The organism is Brevibacterium litoralis (genome assembly GCF_040212315.1).
Classification (GTDB): Bacteria; Actinomycetota; Actinomycetes; order Actinomycetales; family Brevibacteriaceae; genus Brevibacterium; species Brevibacterium litoralis.
In genome coordinates, this window is record NZ_JBDIUY010000006.1 from 1 (window position 1) to 23736 (window position 23736).

The following is a 23736-nucleotide window of genomic DNA, read 5'->3' on the forward strand; positions in this document are numbered from 1 at the left end:
CCAGGAGAACCGCGCCGCCGGTGAGCGCGGTGAGGGTGGTGCCGGTCCGGGGGAGCGCGGAGTCCCCGTCGCCGGAGCCTGCACCGCCGTTCGACACGTCGCCGCCGCCCTGGGCGGAATCGTCGGTGATGGTGCGTTCGGGCAGGAAGAGGTAGGCGTCCTCGCTCGGGGTGGCCGCGGAATCGGGTGGGGTGTTGGTGAAGTCGTCGCCGTCACTGTCGACGATCGACACGATCGTCGAGGCGAGGACTTCGTCCATCGCGTCGTCGTCCGGGTAGATCGCGAGCTCCCAGTCGCCGCTGAGATCGGAGGCGTCGCCCTCGCTGCCGCCGAAGGCGTACACCGGGATCTCCTCCCACCAGGTGCCGTCCTCGTTCGCGGCGAAGGGCTCCGCGAAGTCCGGGTCCGGCTGTTCGCCGACGCGGTGCACCGAGTATCGGTGGCCGATGCCGGGCGCGGCCAGTCCCTCGGCGGAGACGTGGAAGGGTACTCCGTCGGCCAGGTCCTCCTCGGTCAGCGAGGAGGGCTCGGCCGACATCGTCCCGTCGTTGTACGGCGGGGTCGTCGCGGGGAGGACGTCCGCGTTCTCCGTCGCCGAGGTGCCCTCCGGGGCAGGCTCGGTCGGTGCCGTGGTCGAGGTGGCGGGCGCCTCGGGAGCGGGGGTGGTGGTCGCGAGGACGGGGCCGGGCATCGTCGCGGTGAAGGCGAGGGCGACGGCGGGGGCGAGGAGCGTACGGGGGTTCATGCGAGTCATGACGGTGCTCTCCTGTGTGCTTCGCGGTGCGCGCGGTGTGTGGGAACGCGGTGCACGGGAGATGTGCGGTGGGATGGGCGTAACGAGCGCGGCGGATCGGGTTGTTGCGATCCAGGGTGGGGTTTACCCGGAGGTAGGGGTACCGGCGAGTACGGGCCGATCGTTACCGGGAGTGCTCGTGGTGTGATCGGCATATGACGATGTCGCCGGGTGAACTGCAACATGACCGTCGGTCGCAATGGTGCTGTCACATGGGGATGAGGAGGGGATCTCTGGACCCGGGACGGCCGGGAGTGGGTCTCTACGAGACTCGGAATTGTTAGATTAGCGGGTCGCTAATCTGCTCGTTTTCCGCCCGCGGACGCAAAACGAGCAGATTACGGGGGTGCCTAATCTACCCGGGGTCGGGTCCATGGTCGGTCGACGGGCAGATTCGCGATCCTCACGCCACGTTCCCGTCCCGGTGAAACTATCCATCCAACACCGCTGTCCAGTATTCGTGCACCCCCCTACCCAGGAGTCATCTGACGTGGTCTGATGTTCCGAACTGTTCCGACCCTCAGCAAAGGAGCTGAACGTGAACACGACACAGGAACGCGCCCGGAAGATCCGTGCCGCCACGACCACTGCCGCCGGCATCGCCGTCGCGGCACTGCTCGCCGGTTGTGCGGGCGGAGCCGGAGGCGGAGGCAACGGGGGAGGTTCCGGCAGCGGGGACGGCTTCGCCTACGGCGCCTCGCAGGACGAGGTCAACGCGGCGATCGCGGACCTCGAACCGGTGACCATCACCTTCCAGAGCGGATCCGCCTCCGAGCTCGTCTCCAGCGGCGAGCAGGTCCACGAGTTCGTCGAACTCGTCGAGGAACGCTCCAACGGGCAGATCACCGTCGACGTCGCGTGGGGCATGAGCATCGCCGGTTACACCGAGGCGGTCGACGCCCTGGCCGACGGCCGCGTGGACGTCTCCTACCACCTCCTCGGCTACGAACCCCAGCGGTTCCCCGAGGCCACCGACATCGGCACGTCGATCGCGAGCGTCGGTTTCTCCCCGCTCGTGGGCGAGATGACCGCCTATGCCGTCGCCTCCGACCTCGCCTGGAACAACGAGGCGCACATGCAGCGGTTCGAGGAGGAGGGCATCATGCCCGTCGCCCCGCTCATCGCCTCCGGCCAGTACTCGCTCAACTGCTCGAACCCGGTGACGACGCTCGAGGAGTTCCAGGGCAAGCAGGTCCGCGCGGGCACGGTCGCGCAGGGCTCGACGGTCACCGAACTCGGCGCCGTCCCCGTGAGCATGGAGTTCACCGAGGTCTTCGAGGCCATGCAGCGCGGTACCGTCGACTGCGACCTCTCGCCCATGTCGGCGAAGGACCAGACCGGCGTCTACGAGGCGGCCCCGCACCTGGCCATCACCACCGAGGCGAACTTCCCGCGCTTCCCCGCCTCCTACCTGGCCGGGACGAACGTCATGAACATGCCGCTGGCCTACCAGCAGATCATCTTCGACAGTGCCGCCTCGATGCTGCTGGCCGGTGACGTGCAAGGCTACGTGAACTCGAACGCCCGCCACGTCGAGGACATCCACTCGGTCGACGGCTCCATCACGGAGTTCGACGATGAGTTCCAGCAGGTCATGGGCGATTACGTGGGCGTCCTCCAGCAGGAGGCGATCGATCGCGGCACCGTCCCGGAGGACACCCCGGCGCGGATCGACGAGCTCGAACAGGAATGGCAGCAGAAGATCGCCGACCTCGGTTACGAGGACGGCGGCGACATGACGACCGCCAACGAATGGGTCGACCGTGACCTCGATTACGACCCCTTCGCCTGGGCCGTCTTCGAGGAGGCCGGACCCCTGGACCACCGCCCCGGGAACTGACCTTCCCCAGGTCCGGACCCCGCCGCCGAGGCGCCCGCGAGCAGGCATCATCCCTGCCCCGGGCGCCTCACGCCGTCATGGTGACGTGTACCTCCCTTCAGCCCACGAGGCGGGCGAAGGCGCTCATCTCGGCCAGGGACTGCGGGGTGCGTGGCAGGTGGTCGAGCAGGGCCGGCGAGTGGACGAGGAAGGCCTTCCACTTCGCCCGCGAGATCGCGACGTTCAGCCGATTGCGCATGAGGAGGAAGTCGAGGCCGCGGGGCACCTCGACGGCCGACGACGCGGCGAGGGTGAGGATCGCGATGATCGCCTGCTGGCCCTGGAACTTGTCGACCGTCCCCACCCGGACGTCCTGTAGACCGGCCGCGTCGAGGGCCTCCCGGACGGCGACGACCTGCGCGTTGTACGGGCTCACGACGATGATGTCGCGGGCCCCGACCTCGCGGGTCGGCGCCGTCCCGTCCGGCCCCGGCTCACCTCGATGTCCCTCGGTCCACCGGGCGCCCAGGTGTTCGCGGGCGATGCGGACGACGGCCTCGGCCTCCTCCTCGGACAGGGTGACGTTGCCGGAGTGGGCGACGGGGACCGGTACCAGTCCGGGCTCCACGCCCTCGAGGACGCGTGACTCGGTGGTCGGGTGTGACCGGAGCGCCCCGGCATAGCTGAGTTCGGATACCGGTCGGCACACCGCGGCGTCCATCCGCCTGCTCTCGTGGAGGAAGTAGCCGAACTCCTCCGGCAGGGTGTCGTGCCCGGCGCTGAGGAAGCCGAGCGCGGACTCGTCGACGGGCTCCGGGTGCTCACCCTGGCTCACCTGCGGCAACTGCTGGGGGTCACCGAAGAGCACGAGGTTCCGCGCCGCCCGGCTCACGGCGATCGTGTTCGCCAGAGAGTACTGGCCGGCCTCGTCGACGACGAGCAGGTCGAACTCTTGCGGTTCCACGTTCTTGCCGGTGAAGAACCACGCGGTCCCGCCCATCACGTACCCGGCACCCTCGCGTTCCTCCCGGAACTCCGCCAGCTGCGTGTCCTTCGTGAAGGCCCGGACCTCCGGGTGGATGTCGGCATCCTTCCGGCTCGACCCCTGCCATTTGCCGACCGCACCGGCCGGGAGCAGACCGTCGGCCGCGATCGTCTCGAGGACGTTGTCGACGACGGCGTGCGACTGGGCGACGACACCCACCCGCCACCGGTTCTCCGTCACCAGCCGTGCGATCGCCCGGGACGCCAGGTAGGTCTTGCCCGTCCCAGGAGGCCCCTGGACGGCCAGGTAACTGCGGTCCAGGCGCTTTGCGGAGTCGACGAGCGCCGAGATGGTGTCCTCGCCCTCGACGGCGGACAGCGCACCGGTCTCACCACCGGAATTGCCCTCACCCCCGGAACCCGCCTCACCCTTCAGCCGCGAGGGCCTGCGGACCAGGACGTCGGCCACGGCGTTCTCCGGCCATCGGGGTGCGCCGACCGCGGCAGCACCCACCCATTCCCGGATCGCGTCCCGCAGCAGGTTCGAGTTCGGTGGCGGCCCCGGCGTGATCGCGACGGGGATGTGCGGGTAGGTGTCCGGGCTCTTCTTCGTCACCTTCTCGGTGACGAGGACGGAGGTGTCCGTCGATTCCTCGGGGTCGATCGACACGCTCACCGCATCGCCCTGGCCCTTGGAATGCCCGGTGCCGAGCGGACCCGGGTACTCGTAGACCAGGTACCCGCCGGTCGCCTTTCGTGAACTCCCCTCCGACCACGAGCCGTGGAGTCGCAGTTCACGGCTCTCCAACTTCGACCGGCCGACCGTCGACCAGTCACGGACGATCTCGACGTCCTCGACCCGGAAGACGTCGCGCTGGCCCGCCCACTCGTCGACCGGTGCTGCCAGACGCCCGAAGTGGTCCCACCAGAAGGTCTTCTCCTCCCGCTCGTGGTACCGCAGGGCCGCGCGGGCCAGGCCCCAGGCCTGCTCCTCGGGCGTGCGCGCCGGGTCGTGCGGGACACCGATGAAGGGTTCGAGCTTCGCCTCCAGCGCGCGGATCTCCTCCTCCGCGATCTCGCGGGCGGTGGGCTCCCGGTCGGCCGGGTCCTCCTCCGGCACCACCTCGTCGAACTCCGGCTCGTCATCGACCGGAGCCGGTGTCTGGTCGGCGACCAGGGAGAGCAGCCAGTCCCGCAGGCGCAGCGTCGAGACGCAGTCGTACTCGTTGTAGTCGGCGATCTGCTGGAGGACCCGGGCGGCCTCCTCGGCTCGCCCCGAATCCCGCAGCTCCACGTACCGCGCATACTCGTCGACGCTGTCGGCGGCATTGGTGACGCCCTCGCGGGCCTCGTCGGCACGCATGTAGAGCGGTTCGAGCTTCTTGATCGAGTAGGAGGGTGCCCCGACGAGCAGCGCCTTGCTCACCGTCGCGTAGAGGTCGACGAGGACGCCGGAACGCAGCAGGTCGTCCACGCGTTCCTCGTGCGCACCGTGGCGCTGCGCGATCGAGGCCAGGTGCGTCCGCTCGTAGGGCGCGTAGTGGTAGATGTGCATGTCCGGGTGCGCGGCCCGGACGGAGTCCACGCAGTCGAGGAAGTCCCCGAGCGCCTGCTTCTCCTGTGCCAGGTCGTGCGCCCACAGCGGGGTGAACGTGGACCGGGCGTCGACGAACCCGAACAGATAGTCGAGACCCCACTCCTGTCCGTCCGGTGTCCACAGGGGGTCACCCTCGAAGTCGAAGAAGAGGTCGCCGGCCGAGGGTACTGGGAGAGCATGGATGGGGGAGGGGTCGAGCACCTCGACGACGGGGGCCGGGCCGTCGGCGCTCGCGATCTGCACCCGCGCCTGCCCGGCCAGCCGCCGCATGGTCCCGGCCGGAACCCCGCCGGTGGGGTCACCGTCCTGCCAGCCGGCCACGTCGTCGACGGTCCGCAGGCCGACGGCACGCAGCTTGGCGCGCTGCCCGGCGGTGAGGTTGTGCACCTGCCACATGTCGCGGGACCCGGCGATCGCCTCCTGGCAGTCGGTGCAGTTCCCGCACCGCGCGTAGGAGTCCTCCTCCCAGCCCAGCGCTGCCGAGGCGCCCTGCCGTTCCCGGATCCGCCGCACGAGGGCCGCCCGCCGCAGGCGGTACATCGGTTCGACATCGGCCACACGGTGCACGCTGCGGGAGCGATCACCGAGGACGAGATCGAACTCCTCGGCGACCTGGAAACCGGCCTCCCGCAGATGGACGGTGTAGGCGGCGATCTGGAGGAGCGCGGTGACCTTCGCGCTGCGGGCGAGCTTGGTGTCCTGGATGCGCCAGGCACCCGACGGAGCACCCTCCCGGACCAGGTGGTCGCGGACCAGGAAGTCGGCGAATCCGATGAACGGCAGCCCGTCGTCACCGGTGATGACGGCCTGGTAGACGATTTCCGCGTCCGATTCCAGTGCTGCGCGCGTCTGTTCGACGGTCCGGGTGACGGCGGCGGGGTCGGACATCCGTGGCCGGTCGATCGTCGTGATGCGCCAGCCGTTCGCGGCGTACTCGTCGAGGAGTCGCTGTTCGTGTTCGCCACCCAGGGCGGCGGTGCGTTCGAGCATGGCGTCGGGCTCGCGCTCGGTGTGGGGGATGCGTCCGAGCATCTCGTCGAAGCCGCGGAAGAACCCGTACTCGCACGTCGCCGCTGCGGTGAGGTCACCGGCGCTGGTCACCAGTCGGTCCTGGGTATCGAAGAACATGCGCTCAGCCTAGAGGTGCCCTCGGACACACATCCTGGACACGACGAACGACCACAGCAGTGAGCGGTACGTCGACCCCCTGAACAGCGAGATCGGCCGACTCCGGGCTCACCTCCTCACCCGTCGCCGGGTCCGCTGAGCGAGCAATTGTCCAGCAGGCTGCTGGACATTTCGGACGGAGCAGTCGCCGGACCACTTCGTTCGCCGGTAAGACCCCGGTCAGTCAGCGATGCCGGTGGCGAAGGCGCGGGTGATGACCTCCGGCCGGGCAATTTTGCAACGGGTCGTTGCAATATTTGCTCGCCGCCGAGCCACGCGATGGCGCACCCCTTCACGGAGTAGACGTCCAACGACGCTGGCGAGTTCACGGGTCAGAGTTTTCTCTTGTGCCCGGCTCCGACTGGTCCGACAGTGGACAGATGGACGAACACCGCTCCCGAGGCGCCCCGGACCCGGTCACCTCCGCGCGCTCCATCGTCGGTCGGGTCGTGGCCATCGTCGTGAGTGCGGTGTTCGGGCTCGTGTTCCTCCTCGTCGTCGCGCCGATGATCGCCGTGAAGCTCGATCCGGGCGAGATCGACCATCACGGTTACGGGACCATCTTCGGCACCATGATCGGTGCCGTGGCGGGGCTGGGACTCGTCATTGCGTTCCCCCTGTGCTTTCGTCGCGAGTCCCGTTGGTGGATCGGGCTGCTCACGATGGCCGGGGTCCTGGCGCTGATCCTGGCGATGTGGCTGGTGCCCGACCTCGGTCTGGACCCGGCGCGGGCAGTGTGAGGGGCGGCGAGTCCAACGCTCCAGTTGTGCAACGATCCGTTGCACAACTGGAGCGTTGCTCCCGAGCCTCGGCGTCCATTTGGCCAACGGACCGTTGGACAATTTGCCCCTCGGCCGTTGCGACCGTAGAGAGGTTGTCAGGCCGCGACCTCGGGAACCACGAGCACGGGGGTCGCGCTGTGGTCGGTCTCGGGGTCAAGGGTGCCGAGGTAGTCCCGGACCTGGTCGACGGCGTTGTCGAGAGAGCGGACCTGCGTGGCGTCGTCCTCACTGATGATGAGTTCCCAGCCGTGCTCCCACGGGCGGGCGGTGACAGTGAGCGGCTCGGACATGTTCGGCTCCTCCGGAATCCTCATGGTTACGAGCGAGTGGACCGCATGTGCAAAGAGGTCTCGCGCCGGCCCCCTCTCAATTTTGCAGCAGGTTGCTGCAAATTTTGCCCCTTCAGAGAACGCGTGCGGAGCCCGCCCAGTGATCCGTCCACCGCGTAGAGCCTCGTGTCTATGGGAATTGCAGGGCTTTCGGTACACGCTGGCCCCTGTACGCGCTCAGGTCCCACTGCTTACACTTATTTCACTTGTCGAGTTGAGGGAGAGTCATGACCGACACGATCATGCGGGACGAAGAAGAGTTGCGTGGGGCACTCGCGGAGCCTGGTATCGGAGATGTCCGCGTCACGCTCGACCTGCCGCGCGAGACGGCTGAGCGGGTGCTGACTCTGCTCGAAGCCGAGTCTGCGGGTGGCGCATGGGTGCTGCCGGTTCACCAGGACCTGACGACGACCCAGGCGGCCAGGGTTCTCGGGGTCTCCCGCCCGCATCTGGTCGAACTCCTTGACGAGGGGGCCATCGAGTATCACAAGGTCGGTAGCCATCGTCGTATCCCGGTCGTCGCGTTGCGCGAGTTCCACGAGGAACGTGAGCGCCGCAGGAAGGCCGCACATGCACTGTCGAAAATCTCGGACGATCTCGGGCTCGACAACTGATGCGAGCGGTCCTTGCGGACGCGAATCTGCTGTTCTCCCGCGTGCTCCGCGACTATTTCGTGTACGGAGCGGTCGAAGGCCTGGTCGACCTCCGATGGTCGGAGGAAATCCTCGACGAGGTCGGTCGGAATCTGGTCCTGAAGAATGGATTCACGAAGGCGCAGGCCGAGCGGCTTCGAGACGGCCTCACAGCGTTTCTGCCGCAGGCCATGGTGGTGCCGGCTGACGACGACTATGCCGCATTCTCCGCAGTTCCGATGAAAGATCCCGATGACCGCCACGTGCTCGCAGCAGCGGTTGCTGCTCGCGCCGACTACCTGTGCACCGACAACATCGAGGATTTTCCTGAGGAAGCAGCCCGTGTCGCGGGAGTACGGGTCGTGAGCCCGGACGCATTCCTGTGTCTGATGGCCGAGAGCAGACCCCACCTGATCGTGCAGACGCATCGAAGTGTCGTCCGGTCGCGGCCCGGGCTGGATGACACCGCGGTACTGGATCGCCTCGGAGTGGCAGGTGCGCGAACTGCGGCAACGGCGATTGCAGATCTTCTGGAGCGTTGACGACACTCGCAGTCGACAACTCGGACTTCTCGTATCGCGGAGGCCCACCGCTCTCCTCCCACCCCAATCGTTGCCCACTCGCAATACGCATCCGGCGCAGAACCGTTTCGGTGTCCGGACCCTTTCCATAGGATGTGGATCACGCGACCGACCGCGAGCGCACCGCACCCGTCCGCACCACCGCGAGCGCCAACACCACTGCGCACCCGCACCACCACGTCGAGAGGGCACGATGACCGCCGATCCAGTCCCGGCCACCCCGGCCGGCACCACCCCCACCCCGGCGGCCCCCGCGCACCCCCGAGCCCACCACGCCCCCGCCCCCGGCTCCGTCATCACCGTCCGCGACGAGGACTGGCTCGTCACCCAGGTCGACACCGTCCACGAACGCGCCTCCGCGACGGACGAGCATCCCACCCGCACCGCCCACCGCATCACCGCGCAGGGTCTGTCGGAGCTCGTCCGGGACACGACCGCCGTCTTCATCGACACGATCGACACCGTCCACCTGCGCGACCCCCGCAACGCCCCGCTCATCAACGACCGCTCCCCGCAGTACCGCGACACCCGCCTGTGGCTGGAGTCGACCCTGCGCAAGACCGACCTCCCGGTCACCGACCAGCGACTCTCCGTCGCGGCGGGCATGCTCATCGACCCGAAGAACTACCAGCAGACCCCGGTCCGCAAGATCCTCTCGACGGACAAGCTGCGCCCGCGCCTGCTCATCGCCGACGCGGTGGGCCTGGGCAAGACCATCGAGATCGGCCTCATCCTCGCGGAGCTCATCAAACGAGGCCGCGGCGACCGGATCCTCATCGTCACCCCCAAGCACGTGCTCGAACAGATGCAGCAGGAGATGTGGACCAAGTTCGCGCTCCCCTTCGTGCGCCTCGATTCCGAGGGCATCCGCCGCATCCGCCAGAAGCTGCCGGCCACCCGCAACCCCTTCACCTACTACAAGCGCGCGATCATCAGCATCGACACGCTCAAGTCCGACCGCTACCTCGCCCACCTGCGCAATCACCAGTGGGACGCGGTCGTCATCGACGAGTCCCACAATGTCGTGAACTCCGGGACGCTCAACAACCGCCTGGCGGACACGCTCGCTGCCAACACGGACGCGCTCATCCTCGCGAGCGCCACCCCGCACAACGGGCGCAAGGAGGCCTTCGCGGAGCTCATCCGCCTCCTCGACCCCACCGCGGTCCGCCCCGACGGCACCCTCGACACGGCCGCAGTGAACGAGCTCTACGTCCGCCGCCACCGCAATTCCGACGAGGTCGCCGCGGAGGTCGGCGACGAGTGGGCCGTCCGCAGGCCACCGCAGTTCGTCCACGTCCAGGCCTCCCCGGAGGAGAACGCTCTCGCCCGCGAGCTCGACGAGGTCTGGCTGCACCCTCGCGCCACAGCAGCGAACCCCGGCGCCAAAGCGCCCACCGCCTCCGGCTTGTTCCCCTGGACCCTGGCCAAGGCCTTCCTCTCCTCCCCGCAGGCGCTCGCCACCTCCATCGCCAACCGCCGGAAGACGGTGGAGTCATCCCAGACCCCCGCCGCCGAGGCGCCCTCCACTCCCCACACCCCCACCGCTGGCACCAGTGCCGCTGGCACCAGCGACGCCACCACCGAGCTCGCCGCCCTCGACCGCCTCCGGTCCCTCACCCAGGCGGTCATCGATGCGGCGGAGCAGGCGCGGAAGTCCAAGAAGCCACAGACCGGGAAGTACGGCGCGCTCCTCACGCACCTCTCGGAGACCGTCGGCATCGGCCCGAAGAGCGACACCCGCGCCGTCGTCTTCGCCGAGCGCGTCCAGACGCTCGAGGCCCTCGCTCGCGACCTTCCCGGTGACCTGGGACTGAAGAAGGACCAGGTCCAGATCCTCCACGGCGGGCTCTCCGACATGGAGCAGCAGGCGATCGTCGAGGACTTCAAGACCTCCGGTTCGCGCGTCCGCGTGCTCGTCACCGGGGACGTCGCGTCCGAAGGTGTGAACCTCCACCAGCAGTGCCATCAGCTCGTCCACTACGACATCCCGTGGAGCCTCATCCGGATCGAGCAGCGCAACGGACGTATCGACCGGTACGGCCAGCGCACCCCGCCGCAGATCACGGCGCTCGTGCTCGAACCGGAATCGGAGGCCTTCGCCGGTGACATCCGTGTCCTCTCCCGGCTCATCGCCAAGGAGAACGAGGCGCACAAGGTCTTCGGCGATGCAGCCGCACTCATGGGTACCTTCAACGCCGATGCGGAGGAGAAGACCGTCCGCAAGGCGCTCATGGACGGGGCCGGTACCCGGGAGGACCTCCTCGATCAGGTCGTCCCCGACGCCGACCATGCCAAGGTCCTCGACGATGACGACCTGAGTGACTGGTTCGCCGACATCGACTTCGACGACGAGGACGAGGACACCCCTGCCACCAACGACACCCCCGCCCCGACACACACCAATCAAACAGACACCCCCGAACCCCCACGCCCCGGCGCCGCCCCCACCGTCCACATGGACCACGCGACGGGCCTGAGCCTCTACGGCTCCCCGGTCGACTTCCTCAAGGACGCGCTCATCGCCGAGTACCAGGGCCAGCAGTCCCATGCGCCGGATCCCACGAACCCACGTGCCGGGGGAGTGTCGTGGAAGGAGTGGCGGGACCAGGGCATCGCCCAGCTCGTGCCGCCCTCGGACCTCGTCCGGCGTCTGGACGACCTGCCGCAGACCTACCGCAAGGAGCGGAAGATCGTCGAGCTCTTCAAGCTCGCCACCACGCAGCAGGTGGGCCGGAACATGGTCGAGCACGCCCGGAACGACCCGGACTCCCCGTCGCTCTGGCCGGAGGCGCACTTCCTCGGTCCGCTCCACCCGGTCCTCGACTGGGCGGCCGACCGGACCTTGGCCGCGGTGACCGAACAAGCTCGCAAGCAGCAGGCCGAACGGGGCGCCATCTACGCCGTCCGTGCGGACGTCACCTGCCCGATCGTCGGTGTCCACGCGTCGCTCACGAACGAACGCGGCCAGACGGTCACCCGCACCTTCTCGTCACTCCGTTTCGGAGCCATCGAGACCGCACAGGACCTCGCGGAGACGGACGACGAGGACCTCATGGCCTTCGCCCAGACGCACGAGACGGTCCACGCCTTCCTCCAGGACCTCGGCCTCGACCGCGCCCACCAGAACACGGGCGCACTCGACACCGCCGCACTCCAGCGTCTGGTCCCGGTGGCCGTCGAGGCCGCCCGCGACGCCGTTCACCCGGTGTTCGCCTCGGCCACTACACACGCCCAGGAGCAGGTCGAGACCTGGATGTCCCGCAACGCCGGCTGGCAGCAGGACGCGGGCAACCTCATCAACACCGCCGGCAACCGCCGCCGTACCCACGAGGTCTCCGCGGAGCAGGCACTCATCACCGCCATGGCCCCGGCCCAGACCTTCGTCCGTCCCCTCGTCCTCGTCGTCCCCACGCACTTCTGAATCGGAGCACCCGCACCATGAGCCACGAAGAACTCTCCGTCCACCAGGAGTTCATGAGCGAGGACTACTTCGGTTCCGAGGGGACCAAGGAGTCCTTCAAGGCCAAGGCCCTCGAACTGCGCAAGCAGTGGGAGACCGAGGCGGACGAGGCCCGCACCGCCGGCCACGACCCCGTGCCCTCCCCGCTCTCGCAGTGGGGGCAGGCCCGTGGTCGCCTCCAGTCCCAGCTCATCTCACTCACGGACACAGCCCTTACCGACACAGATCTCGCCGACGCCGAGGCGCCCCTCGCCTTCTACCGCGACCTCCTCACCGTCCTCGGCTACTCCTCACCGGAGTACCGCACGGTCGAGGGCCCCAGCAGCCTGGAGATCCGCGGTCATGCGACGGAGGCCGACGCGACCCCGCTCCTCGTCGTCTTCGCTCGCCCTGCCGACAGCGTGGAAGGAATCGTGGAGAAGGGCACCACCACCAACCCCGCCCACACCCTCCTTCGACCGGCACCCCTCCACACCGCACCGACCGACGACACCACGGAGGACCCCGAGCTCCACACCTCCGTCGCCCGGTTCCTCTCCGCGCATTTCGTCGAGGAGTCCGGCCCGGACCTCGCCCTCGTCCTCGCCGGCCGGTTCATGCTGCTCACGGAGAAGTCCCGCTGGGCGGAGGGCCGGTATCTGTCCGTCGACCTGAGCCTCTTGCTCGAACGCGACGACACGAAGAAGGGCGGCGCGGTCGACCAGTTCTTCGCCTGTGCGTCCGCCCGGGCCGTCGCTCCGAGCACGGACGGGTCGACGTGGTTCCTCTCGGTCCTCGAGGACTCGGTGAACCACGCGCAGAAGGTCTCGGAGGACCTCCGCGAGGCCGTACGGGAATCCATCGAGATCATCGCGAACGAGGTGGTCCGCCGCCGCAAGGACCAGGGCCTCGACCCGCTCGCACCGGAGCAGGCACAGGTGCTCGCCCGGCAGTCCCTGCGGTTCCTCTACCGCATCCTCTTCCTCCTCTACGCGGAGGCGAGCCCGGAGCTGCGCATCCTGCCCACGGGGACCACCGAGTACGAGGCCGGCTACAGTCTCGACCGGCTCCGCGACCTCGCGACCGTCCCGCTGCACGCGGGTGGCGCGGGTACCCACCTGTTCCAGTCGCTCCATGTGCTCTTCCGGCTCATCGACACCGGGCATAACGAGTACCGCGGAGCTCGTTCGGAGGAATCCGCTGCCGAGGCGCCCCCTTCCGATGGCGAGTCCCTCACCTTCCGTCGCCTGGAGGCGGACCTCTTCTCGTCCGAGGCCACGGACCTCATCGACGCGGTGGAACTCGGGAACACCGCGATGCAGGAGGTCCTCACCCGTCTGCTCCTGAGCAAGGAGAAGAAGGGCAAGGACCGTGGCTTCATCAGTTATGCGGAGCTCGGCATCAACCAGCTCGGCCGTGTGTACGAGGGCCTCATGTCGTACACGGGCTTCTTCGCGGACCAGCCGCTCTACGAGGTCGCCAAGGGTGGCGACAACTCGAAGGGTTCGTGGGTCGTCCCTGTCGCCAAGGTCGTGCGTGACCAGGAGACGGGAGAGTCGTCGATCGCGGCGGAGGACTTCGTCCGTACGACGAACGCGATGGGCGAGCAGGTTCCCGTCCGCTACGAGGCCGGCCGGTTCGTCTTCCGTCTCTCCGGTCGCGAGCGTCAGCAGTCGGCCAGCTATTACACGCCCGAGGTGCTCACCAAGTTCACCGTCTCCCAGGCGCTCGAAGAACTCCTCACCGAGGACATGCCGGCCGACCGGATCCTCGACCTCACCCTCTGCGAGCCCGCGCTCGGGTCCGGGGCCTTCGCCCTCGAAGGCGTACGGCAACTGGCGACGGCCTACCTCCAGCGCAAGCAGGACGAACTGGGGGAGAAGATCGACCCGGCCGCCTACCCGCTGGAACTGCAGAAGACGAAGGCGTACATCGCTCTGCACAACACCTACGGCGTCGACCTCAACGACACGGCGGTCGAGCTCGCGGAGATCTCACTGTGGCTCGACACGATGGTGCCGGGCTTGGCGGCACCGTGGTTCGGCCTGAGGCTCAAACGCGGCAACTCGCTCGTCGGTGCCAGGCGGACCACATACTCGGTGGACGCGCTCACCAAGCACGAGTTCCTCAAGAACACGCCGCTCGACCAGCCGCTGAGCGCCCTCGGACAGCTGGTCTCGGACGGCGGCCGGGGAGGCGACCAGATCTTCCAGTTCCTCCTGCCTTCGAACGGGTGGGGTGCTGCGGCTGACGCGAAGGAGGGCAAGAACCTTGCACCGGAGGCGGTGAAGAAACTCAAGAACTGGCGCAAGACCGTCCGCAAAAAACTGTCGAAGACGAAGGCGAACAATCAGATCGAGACGCTCCGGCAGATCTCGGCACAGGTCGACGAGCTCTGGGCGATCGCTCTCCGTCGTCTGCACGTGGCCCAGGCCGAGTCGCGTCGTTCTCTCGACATCTGGGGTCACCCGCACGCCTCCGAGGGCACGACGATCACCCGGAAGGAGATCGAGGAGAAGCTCCAGGACGAGAACGGTGTCTACCGTCGGCTCCGCCGCGTCATGGACGCATGGTGTGCCCTCTGGTTCTGGCCGCTAACCGAAGATGCGGTGGAACCACCGAGCATCGACGAATGGCTGGACGGTCTCAAAGCCCTTGTTGGTATGCAGGGGCAGGACAATTCGCGGAAGTACGGCAGCGCGAGCAAGAGCGGTCAGGCCTCCCTCGTCGACAGCGCGAGCTGGCACGAGCTGAGCGACATCGAGAACAACGCCCTCCTGTTCGGCGGTGCACGCGAGGACGTCGACGGTGTCCTCGACGCCCACCCATGGCTGCAGGTGTGCGAGCGGATCGCCGGGCAGCAGGGCTTCTTCCACTGGGAGCTCGACTTCGCCCCGGTCTTCGCCCAGGGAGGCTTTGACCTCCAGCTCGGTAATCCCCCGTGGGTCCGGCCGATGTTCGACTACGACGCTCTGCTCGCTGAAGGAGACCCGTGGTGGCAGCTGGCCAACAAACCCTCGGAGGCCGTGAAGAAGGACCGTCGCGAGAGGACCCTTGCGATTCCAGGAATCCAACAACTGGTCCTCGACGCCGCAGTCGATGTGATCGGCCAAGCGGAGTTCATCAGCGATGTGACAACGTACCCGTTGATGGTGGGATTCCAACCCGATCTGTACCGATGCTTCATGGAGCAGACCTGGCGTCACAACTCGGTATCCGGCATCGTCGGATTGATCCACCCCGAGAGCCATTTCACCGACGAGAGTGCAAGGTCGCTTCGTGAAATGTCATACCGCCGCCTTAATCGTCACTGGCAGTTCATTAACGAACTTTCACTCTTCGAAATCCACCACCTCGTCACATATGGCGTGCACATTTACGGGATGGATAGAATAGACCCTGATTTTGTTCAGGCCTCGTCCCTGTATCATCCATCGAGTGCCGAAGGTTCTTTGGCGCACAATGGCGATGGCCAACTGCCAGGGCTGAAGGATTCCGAGCAGCGATGGGATTTGCGGCCGCATAGGGATCGCTTGATCCGAGTGGACACGAACACGCTTCGAACTTGGCACGACACCCTCGAAAGCGATGCTGTTCCAGTCCGACAGACAAAAATGCTCTACACGGTGAACACGGCCGCCGCCGAGGTCATCTCGAAGCTCGCATCGGCTGATCGGATTGGCCAGTTGAATCCGCAGTTCTCATCGGGGTGGCATGAGAAGAGCGACAGGGTAAAGGGCCGATTCGACCTGAAGTGGGGCGAGCCGGATGCCTGGAGCGACGTGATCCTGCAGGGGCCGAACTTTCACGTGGGCGTCCCGTTCTACAAGCAGCCGAACCCTACCATGAAGAACAACCTCGATTGGTCTACGGTCGACCTGGAGTACCTCCCAGCGGAAGCGGTCCCGACGACCAGCTACAAGCCGATCCACGACGGCCACTACGACCGTGAGTACACCCACTGGGACGTGAACGGCCAGAAGACCCCAGCCCGCGACCACTACCGCATCGCCTGGCGAGCAATGGCCGCTAACACTGGTGAAAGGACACTCATCCCTGCGATCATTCCACCAGGAACTGCACATATTAACGGCGTCTTCTCTTTTAGTTTCAAGAGCTACGATGAGCTTCTCGCGGCCACGGCGGTGATGATGTCGTTGCTCGCAGACTTCAACGTGCGAGCTGCCCCAAAAAGTGGAATCTACCCGAGTGCCGTCGAACGACAGCCGAAGCTTCCGGATGATCATCGCCTCTTGCTTGACGTGATGCTAAGAGTCTTGAGGCTGAACGCAATGACGGATGCGTACGCGGACCTTTGGGAAAAGTCGTGGGATACTGATTATCGGGACGCGTCATGGACCCCAGAGCACCACTTCGGCCAATCTGAGGAACTCGGAGACGTCACTGCCCAGTGGTCGTCGATGACTCCGTTGAGGCTCGCGGCCGACCGTCGGCAGGCACAAGTCGAGATCGACGCGCTCGTGGCGCTGATGTTGGGAGTGACCGCGGACGAACTTTGCAGCATCTACCGCACCCAGTTCCCGGTTCTCTACGGCTACGACACCAAGCGCGACCACTACGACGCCAACGGCCGCCTGGTGCCGGCCGAGGTCCTGAAAACCTGGAAGAAGAAGGGCGCCGCCGCAACCCCTGAGGACCTGTCCTCCACGAATGCCCAGGGCTACACCTACACCTACGCCCCACCCTTCGTCACGCTAGACCGAGAAGCCGACATGCGTCAGGCGTACTCTTCCTTTTCTCGGGAACTAACGGAAGGCTGAGACGTTGTCCAACGTTTGGAAAAATACGGGATGGTATTTTGATGCCAAAAGTGCATCCGAGGTAATGCAAGTCATTGCAAGGATTGGAGCTCATGGTTCTAATCATAGGTTCGCTTGGCGGGGCCTCCCAAACATAAACTTCGAAGTTCGATCGTCACTGCATCGTGCAATCGCGGATATTTCTGATGATGTCTCCGAAAGGACGATCAGAGACAAAGAAGATGAGATCATTAAAGAGGCCAGGAAGTGGGGATTGGGAATTTCTGGAGGTCATTACGTCGATGACCTGCAGCTGTTGGCCGACCTTCAGCACTTTGGTGTCCCAACTAGGCTTATTGATATTACGAGCAACCCGATGACTGCCCTCTGGTTTGCCACCGAGAAGGTGGCGCGTAGTCCGGGTGACGCTAGGAACGCCAGTGGGATTCTCGTCGCTATGAATTTACCTTGGTACCGTGAAGATGAAGACGGGGACTTTCCTAGAACGGTATTCAATACAGCCACAACCCCTCCGGTGACCTGGGATGACTTTGATGGAGGGTTGAGTTCCAATAGGAACAGAGCGCTGAAATTGAAAAGCCCATTTATTGTAAGTTCGAGTATGCCGAACCCGCGGCTTCGGGCGCAAGAAGGGTACTTTATATCTAGCAGGCTCCCCGAGGACAGCTCTGGACCGCTTGGTGACCTTTCTTTGTCCTGGGAAGTGGGTGATGAAGAAGATTTGCGGCTCCTGTTGACCGAAGATAAAGAGCGCGGGTTCCCGAAAAAACTTCCATTCATTGCAGTGCGAATTCCGAGTAAAACTAAAGATCAGATTCGAAACTACCTTAAACTTACATATAGCAGGACCGCTAGGCGCCTATTCCCTGATTACTCCGGGTTCGCATCTTATGGAAAGTGGAGAGATGATCTGAAAAAGTAGGGTGCGATGGATGCTTCTGGGGAGGCCAAATATTATGCCTACTTATATTTTGATAGATTGACCGTTCTCTATGCGGAACGTGAGGTAGGGCTGGGCGATCGTGGGATCGTCCGTGTCGAAGGGGTAACAGAGGGCTCGGCGGCGGCCTCCTGCGAAATGGAACGACCCGGTGACTCCTTGGAACCTGACCGACTGCAGATCGGCGACCAGGTCCTCCGGGACGGTCGAGAAACCGACCTCATGCCAAGCATGTTCGAGCAGCTTGACCATGTCGAAGTGGACCGCGGCTCCGCCGACTCCTGGGTCTTCGCTGTAGCGCGCCTCGAACGCTCGTCGGAAGCGGATGCCCAGATGGTTCTCCGTGTTCCCGACGAGCGTCGTCCAGAGGAGGCCCTCCGAGAGCCGGGGGTGACGCTTGGCGAAGCCGGGGATTCCCGGCACCCAGACGCAGTACGTCGGGCATTCGACGCCTGATCCACGGAGGAGATCGAGAAGGGTGACGAGCGCTGTCTCGGTGTAGACACCGAGATGGAGGACATGAGGTTTCAGTTGCTGGAGCGCCAGGGCCACTGCGGCCCAGTCCTCGTCCTGTTCGTACTCCAGGATGTGGACCTCGGGGACGTCGCGACCCTGCGCACGGGCTGATTCGGCGAGGCGATCGGTGGTCAGCCTCACCTCAGCGCTCTCCTCTTTTCTCACGACGAGCGCGACGCGGCGGGGAACGGGCTTTCCTTGCGTCCTGGCCTCAAGGGTGAGGTCTTCGACGAACCGTGCGAATGCACGGACGTAGACGGTCTCGTCGGAACACATTTGGAAGACGTGATCGTAGCCCCGGGTCGGACCGACGAACTCGCCCAGTCGCCGATCGACCATCGAGTGCAGGACGGGGATGCCCAAGTCTTCCGTCCCGCGGAGCAGCGGGAGCGCGACAGTCGGGGCGAAGTTGCCGAGCACTATTGCCGAGCATCCTTGCTGTACGAGTTCCTCCAATGCCGCGGCCGCATCCGTGTCCGCGACCCGGGCACGAAGGATGTCGACTCCGGTGACACCGACGGGTACAGGGATGACCTCGGAACCCCGTGCCAGTTCTTCACCCCGGATCATCGCGCGAGCATCGGTACTGCGCTCACTGCCTGCGGGGACGATCGAGCCGATGCGGAGAACCGGAGCGGACACCTCGTTCGCGGTGAAGCCGAGACCAGTTCTTCCGCCTGGTACTTTCCGCCCGGGCGCGGCGGTGCCGACGTCCCAGCTGGTGGCCGACGGCGTCGGACCGCGGTCACTGTGAAGTGCGGTGATCGTGTCACCGGGCTCGGGCTCGTCGAGCGTGCTTGGGAAATGATGATTCCCGCCCGAGACACCGGCGAGTACTGCGAGGGTGGGGACCTTGTCCCCGAGCGTCGGGATCCACGGGACCGGGGCACACCAACCGTCCGAAAGGGCGACGAGCGAGGCGAGTTGAGCGCGAGTCCGCAGGTCGGTGCGCGCGAAGATGTTCGAGACGTGGCGGTCGACGGTCCGCGCGGAGCACCCCAGGTGTTCAGCGATCTCCGGATTCGAGAGTCCACACGCGACGAGGGACGCGACCTTGTGCTCCTGGACGGACAGATCATGGAATGGGGCGTCGGCTTCGACGTCCACGGTGCATGCCGGGCGGAGACCACGCCCCCGTGTGAGTCGGATGTGGTCGCGGCGTCGTCCAGTCACGACATAGAAGGAAGTTCGTTCCTGGCCGGCCGCGAGGAACGAACGGACGATCGCCTCGGGAACTCTCGACGTGCCGACTCCGGATGGATCGACTCGCTGGGCCGCACCACTGCATCTCAACGACCCGTCCGACTGCAATACGAGTGTCGAACGTCGAGGACGGTCCGGACTCTGACTCATCCCATCGGTCCTCGTGGCTCACTCACCCATGCCTGGTCGTCGGTGCGGCCTATGTGCAGGCCCCGGTCGACGGCCAGTGATTCCCCATTCACCATGGCAGAACGTTCGGAGAGCAGCCAGAGGTAGGAGTCGACGAGGTCGGCAGGGACGACGAGACCACCGATCCTCTCGGACATGGCGGCTTCGTAGTCGTCCGGGATCGGATTGATCGTGGAGCCTGCGGACACGTAGCCCGGTTGCACACAGTTGATCCGCAAGCCGGTCCCCAGATGTTCGAGGGCGATCGTCTCGACAAGTCGTTCGAGGGCCACCTTTGAGGCCGAGTACGCTCCCGAGCCGATACGGGAGCGCCGGGCGGCGAGCGAGGACGTGAGGACGACCGCCCGGGTCCGGGACTGGTCCGCGACCTGCGCGAACGTCGACGTGAGGAGTGCCGGGAGGACTGTGTTCGCCCGGAGGACCTGGCTCAAGGTCTCGGCCGTCTCGTCAGACGTGTACCGCGCGGGGTACAGACCGGTCGCGACGACCATGCCCAATGCACCCGACGTGTTCGTACCGGCGTCGGCACATTCGCCCAGGACTTCGGCGAGAACCTCGCAGATGGCAGTCGGGTCCTCCACGTCGACCTGCCGGTGATCCGCCCCTGGTTCGCGAGGTGTCGGTCCCATGTCGAGACCGATCACCCGGGCACCGGCGGCGGAGAGTGCCTGGGCGACCGCGTGGCCGATGGCCCCGTTCGACCCGACGACGATCTGGGTGGAACCGGCGAGATCCTCCGGCGGGTTCGTCACAGCCACAGCGGAAACCCTCCGTCGACATTCACGGTCGTGCCGGTGACGTACGAGGATTCCGGCCCCGCGAGGAACCACACGACGTCCGCGAGTTCCCGAGTGTCCCCGTCACGGCGCATGGCGATGGGGCGCATGCGCGCGGCGTACGCCTCCTCGCTCAGGGACTCCGTGAGGTGGGTGCGAAAGAGTCCGGGAGCGACGGCATTCACTCGGATGCCGTCCGCGGCCCATTCGCTGGCCGCGGTCTTCGTGAGTGCGAGAATTCCCGCTTTCGACGCCTGATAGGCCGGACTGGACGGGGTGTTGCCCTCGACCGGTGGAGGAAGCTGTCCGTAGATGGAGCCGAAGTTCACGATCGCTGCGTCGCCCTCGTACGCGGCCCGGTCCGCCAGAAGGTGATGGCAGGTCTTCATCCCGAGCCAGGTTCCCGTGAGGTTGACCCCGAGGACACGGTCCCAGTCCGCCAGGGACGTCCCGAGGAGGTCGGTCCGGCCGCCGATCCCGGCACAGTTCACGAGGGTCGCGAGACCGGATCCCACCTTCTCGACTGTGTGGACGACCGCCTCCCATCCCTCGGCGGTGCTCACGTCCGCCTCGACGGTGGTGTCCGGACGCCCCGTGTCATCGTCCGGGGCTTCTGCGACGTCGACCCCGATGACGTGATCGCCGCCTTCACGGAACCTCGCGACGAGCGCGTGACCGATTCCACCTGCGCTGCCCGTCACGACGGTGACCCGGGGCCGCGGGCCGGCCGCGTTCATGCCGAGGCCTGCGGCCGGTACGCCTGGTCGGCACCCGGGACGGGATCCGCGAGGAAGTCCCGGGCGATCTGCTCACAGGTGACGAACTGTGCGCCCTCGTCGACCAGACGGTCGAGGTAGTCCTCGAAGTGGAGCATCCGCTGACCGCGACCGGTCACCTGCGGATGCATGGTCACCATGTGGAAGCCGTCGGGATCGATCCTCCGCATGTACGTCCAGTCGTCGTGGAAGGACTCGAAGAGCTCCTTCGCGGTCTTCGGACCGGGCATCACGCCGGCGGGAGTTTTGAGGTACTCGACCTGCGGGTAGTCGTCGAGGGTCCACGTCACGGGGAGCTCGACCACCTCGGCCACCTGTCCGAACTCCGTCGGACGATCCGCATGGATCCGGTCTCCCTGGCGGGCGAAGTATGGCCGGTAGTCCTGCCCCATGAGGCTGGAGTCGTAGATCAGCCCGCGCTCACGGACGATGTCGATCGTCGACTCCGTGAAGTCCCAGGACGGTGTGCGGAGTCCTACGGGCGTGACTCCGAGGACGCGGTCGAACACCTCGATCGCCCTGTCGACGCTGGCGGCCTCCTCTGCCGGACTCTGGTCGGAGACGAGTTCGTGGGCGTAGCCGTGGAGTGCGAGTTCATGGCCCGCGTCGCGGATCATCCGGGCGTGGTCAGGGTAGGTCTCGACGGAGTGACCGGGGACGAAGAACGTTCCGGTCACCTTGCGGTCGGCCAGAGCGCGGAGGATCCGCGGGATGACGTAGGCACCGAACTCTCCGCGGGAGACGGGACCCGGAGTGGTCATCCGCCTCACGATCCAGAGGGAGATGGCGTCGAAGTCGAAGGTGATGCAGGCGCGGGACACGGGACGTCCTTTCGGGGAACGGGCAGATGGAGGGGAGTGTGGTGTGGTGGGTCACCGCAGGTCGTCGCGGAAGGTCTCCTTCATCGTGAAGAGCACCACGGCCAGCGTGACGACACCGGCGACCGTCGGCAAGAGAGCCGTGAGGACTGGGACCCCGGTGCTCGCGACGATGGCCGTCCCGATGAACGGCGCGGTGCCACCGAATGCCATGACGGCGAAGTTGTAGCCGATGCCGAGCGCGGAGTAGCGGACATTCGTGGGGAACACCTCGGAGAGCGCCGCGATACCGGCCCCGGAGAACGACGCGAGGATGAGCGCGATGATGACCTGACCGAGGACGATGAGCACCCCGTTGTTGGTCGTGAACAGGAACAGGACCGGGAAGCTGAGGACGACGAATCCGCCGGCGCCGATGAGGAGGAGGGGTTTCCGCCCGATCCGGTCGGAGAGGATCCCCATGGGCGCGATGATCGCGGTGAAGAAGACGAGGACACAGAGGTTCGAGGTACGGGCGAACTGCGGGTCGGTCCCGACGACCTCGGTGAGGAAGGTCGGCACGTAGGTGAGGAAGAAGAAGTAGGCCACGGTCCACACGACGGTGAAGCCGAATCCCTTGAGCATCGCCGGGGTCTGCTCCTTGAACGCGACGAGGATGGGATTGCGAACGGTGTGGCCCTTCGCCTCCTCCTCGCGGTAGGCGGGGGTGTCCTCCATCCCCCACCGCAGCACGATCGCGGCAAGACCTGTGAGGGCGCCGATGAGGAACGGGATGCGCCAACCGAAGGCGGCCATCTGTTGTTCGTCGAAGATCGCGGAGACCGCGGCGACCACGCCTGCGGCGAGCACGAAACCGCCTGCGGTCGACACTTGGTTCCACGAACCGAAGAACCCTCGCTTGTTCTTCGGGGCGTACTCGACGAGAAGTGATGCCGAACCGGCCCATTCGCCGGCCATCGCCGCACCCTGGCACAGCCGGAGGAAGACGAGGACCACTGCGGCGGCCACGCCGATCGTCTCGTGCGTGGGCAGGAGACCGATGAGCGTGGTGACGACCGCCATGCCGACCACCGACAGGAGGAGGGCGGCCTTCCGTCCGTACCGGTCGCCGATGTGACCGAAGATCATGGTGCCGATGGGGCGTGCGATGAACCCGACGGCGAAGGTCGCGAAGCTCGCGAGCAACTGGGTCGCCTCGCTGTCGGCCGGATAGAAGTTCATCCCGATGTAGACCGCCAGATAGCCGTACGCCAGGTTGTCGTAGGCCTCCATGAGGTTGCCGAAGGAGCTCGCGAAGACGGCCTTCACGGCGCCCTTGGGCATGCGGTTCTCCTCGACCGCCTTCTGGGCGGCGAGGATCGTCTGGTCTTCGGCACTGCCGACGGCTGTCGCGTCGGTGTCGGTGCGGTGCTCTGCAGTGCTCCGAGAAGCCGCGGTGGGGACCGCGCCTCCTGAACCGGGGGATGCGTCTGTCATGGGGAACTCTCCAGGATCATTTCCACCCACGGCAGGACCGGGTCAGCCCTGAAATCGGTGGGACCGGGGATGGTGCCGACCATACTGGTGATGCGGGACACACCCACGAATGAGTGGATCCACCCAATGATTCGT

The 23736-nt window shown here is 66.1% G+C and carries 15 protein-coding genes; 7 read left to right on the forward strand and 8 right to left on the reverse strand.

Annotated features, from left to right (window positions below; translation table 11 throughout):
* On the reverse strand, positions 1–754 hold a 754-nt coding region (locus tag AAD496_RS01465), incomplete at its 3' end, for a hypothetical protein (protein WP_349826854.1).
* Between the two features lie 577 nt (positions 755–1331).
* On the opposite strand from AAD496_RS01465, the gene AAD496_RS01470 reads away from it, so the two are divergent.
* Positions 1332–2633, forward strand: coding sequence for a type 2 periplasmic-binding domain-containing protein (locus tag AAD496_RS01470; RefSeq protein ID WP_349826855.1), 1302 nt, complete (start codon positions 1332–1334; stop codon positions 2631–2633).
* A gap of 97 nt (positions 2634–2730) precedes the next feature.
* On the opposite strand, the gene AAD496_RS01475 is transcribed toward AAD496_RS01470, so the two are convergent.
* Positions 2731–6321 (reverse strand): TM0106 family RecB-like putative nuclease, encoded by a 3591-nt coding sequence (locus tag AAD496_RS01475; RefSeq protein ID WP_349826856.1) that lies wholly within the window; start codon positions 6319–6321, stop codon positions 2731–2733.
* 419 nt (positions 6322–6740) lie between these two features.
* Between AAD496_RS01475 and AAD496_RS01480 the strand changes: the two genes are divergently transcribed.
* Positions 6741–7100, forward strand: coding sequence for a hypothetical protein (locus AAD496_RS01480; RefSeq protein ID WP_349826857.1), 360 nt, complete (start codon positions 6741–6743; stop codon positions 7098–7100).
* Between the two features lie 137 nt (positions 7101–7237).
* Here AAD496_RS01480 and AAD496_RS01485 read toward each other — a convergent pair whose 3' ends face one another.
* A complete protein-coding gene (locus AAD496_RS01485) occupies positions 7238–7432 on the reverse strand; it encodes a hypothetical protein (RefSeq protein ID WP_349826858.1) in 195 nt (64 codons plus the stop codon).
* Positions 7433–7698: 266 nt separating this feature from the next.
* Between AAD496_RS01485 and AAD496_RS01490 the strand changes: the two genes are divergently transcribed.
* The 5 genes from AAD496_RS01490 (at position 7699) to AAD496_RS01510 (ending at position 17829) form a co-directional block, all read left to right on the forward strand.
* Entirely contained in the window at positions 7699–8085 is a 387-nt protein-coding gene (locus AAD496_RS01490) for an excisionase family DNA-binding protein (RefSeq protein WP_349826859.1), read from the forward strand.
* Positions 8085–8645, forward strand: coding sequence for a PIN domain-containing protein (locus AAD496_RS01495; RefSeq protein ID WP_349826860.1), 561 nt, complete (start codon positions 8085–8087; stop codon positions 8643–8645). Before AAD496_RS01490 ends, AAD496_RS01495 begins: the two co-directional genes overlap by 1 nt.
* A 232-nt stretch (positions 8646–8877) precedes the next feature.
* Positions 8878–12108, forward strand: a complete 3231-nt coding sequence (locus tag AAD496_RS01500) for a helicase-related protein (RefSeq protein ID WP_349826861.1) — start codon at positions 8878–8880, stop codon at positions 12106–12108.
* A 17-nt stretch (positions 12109–12125) separates the two neighbouring features.
* Complete coding sequence (locus AAD496_RS01505; RefSeq protein WP_349826862.1) at positions 12126–16907, forward strand: class I SAM-dependent DNA methyltransferase; 4782 nt, start codon at positions 12126–12128, stop codon at positions 16905–16907.
* Positions 16908–16911: 4 nt separating this feature from the next.
* The gene (locus AAD496_RS01510) at positions 16912–17829 is read left to right on the forward strand and encodes an FRG domain-containing protein (RefSeq protein ID WP_349826863.1); all 918 of its coding nucleotides are present in this window, start codon (positions 16912–16914) and stop codon (positions 17827–17829) included.
* A 42-nt stretch (positions 17830–17871) separates the two neighbouring features.
* Here AAD496_RS01510 and AAD496_RS01515 read toward each other — a convergent pair whose 3' ends face one another.
* The 5 genes from AAD496_RS01515 to AAD496_RS01535 form a co-directional block, all read right to left on the reverse strand.
* A complete protein-coding gene (locus AAD496_RS01515) occupies positions 17872–19470 on the reverse strand; it encodes a LuxR C-terminal-related transcriptional regulator (RefSeq protein ID WP_349826864.1) in 1599 nt (532 codons plus the stop codon).
* A 242-nt stretch (positions 19471–19712) separates the two neighbouring features.
* Positions 19713–20513 (reverse strand): SDR family oxidoreductase, encoded by an 801-nt coding sequence (locus AAD496_RS01520; protein ID WP_349826865.1) that lies wholly within the window; start codon positions 20511–20513, stop codon positions 19713–19715.
* Complete coding sequence (locus AAD496_RS01525) at positions 20504–21268, reverse strand: SDR family NAD(P)-dependent oxidoreductase (protein WP_349826866.1); 765 nt, start codon at positions 21266–21268, stop codon at positions 20504–20506. Before AAD496_RS01525 ends, AAD496_RS01520 begins: the two co-directional genes overlap by 10 nt.
* Positions 21265–22128, reverse strand: coding sequence for a polysaccharide deacetylase family protein (locus AAD496_RS01530; RefSeq protein ID WP_349826867.1), 864 nt, complete (start codon positions 22126–22128; stop codon positions 21265–21267). The genes AAD496_RS01525 and AAD496_RS01530 overlap by 4 nt, the downstream gene beginning before the upstream one ends.
* Before the next feature lie 51 nt (positions 22129–22179).
* Positions 22180–23601 carry an MFS transporter gene (locus tag AAD496_RS01535; protein WP_349826868.1) on the reverse strand — a complete coding sequence of 474 codons (1422 nt, stop codon included), beginning with the start codon at positions 23599–23601 and terminating at the stop codon, positions 22180–22182.
* Positions 23602–23736: the final 135 nt, after the last annotated feature.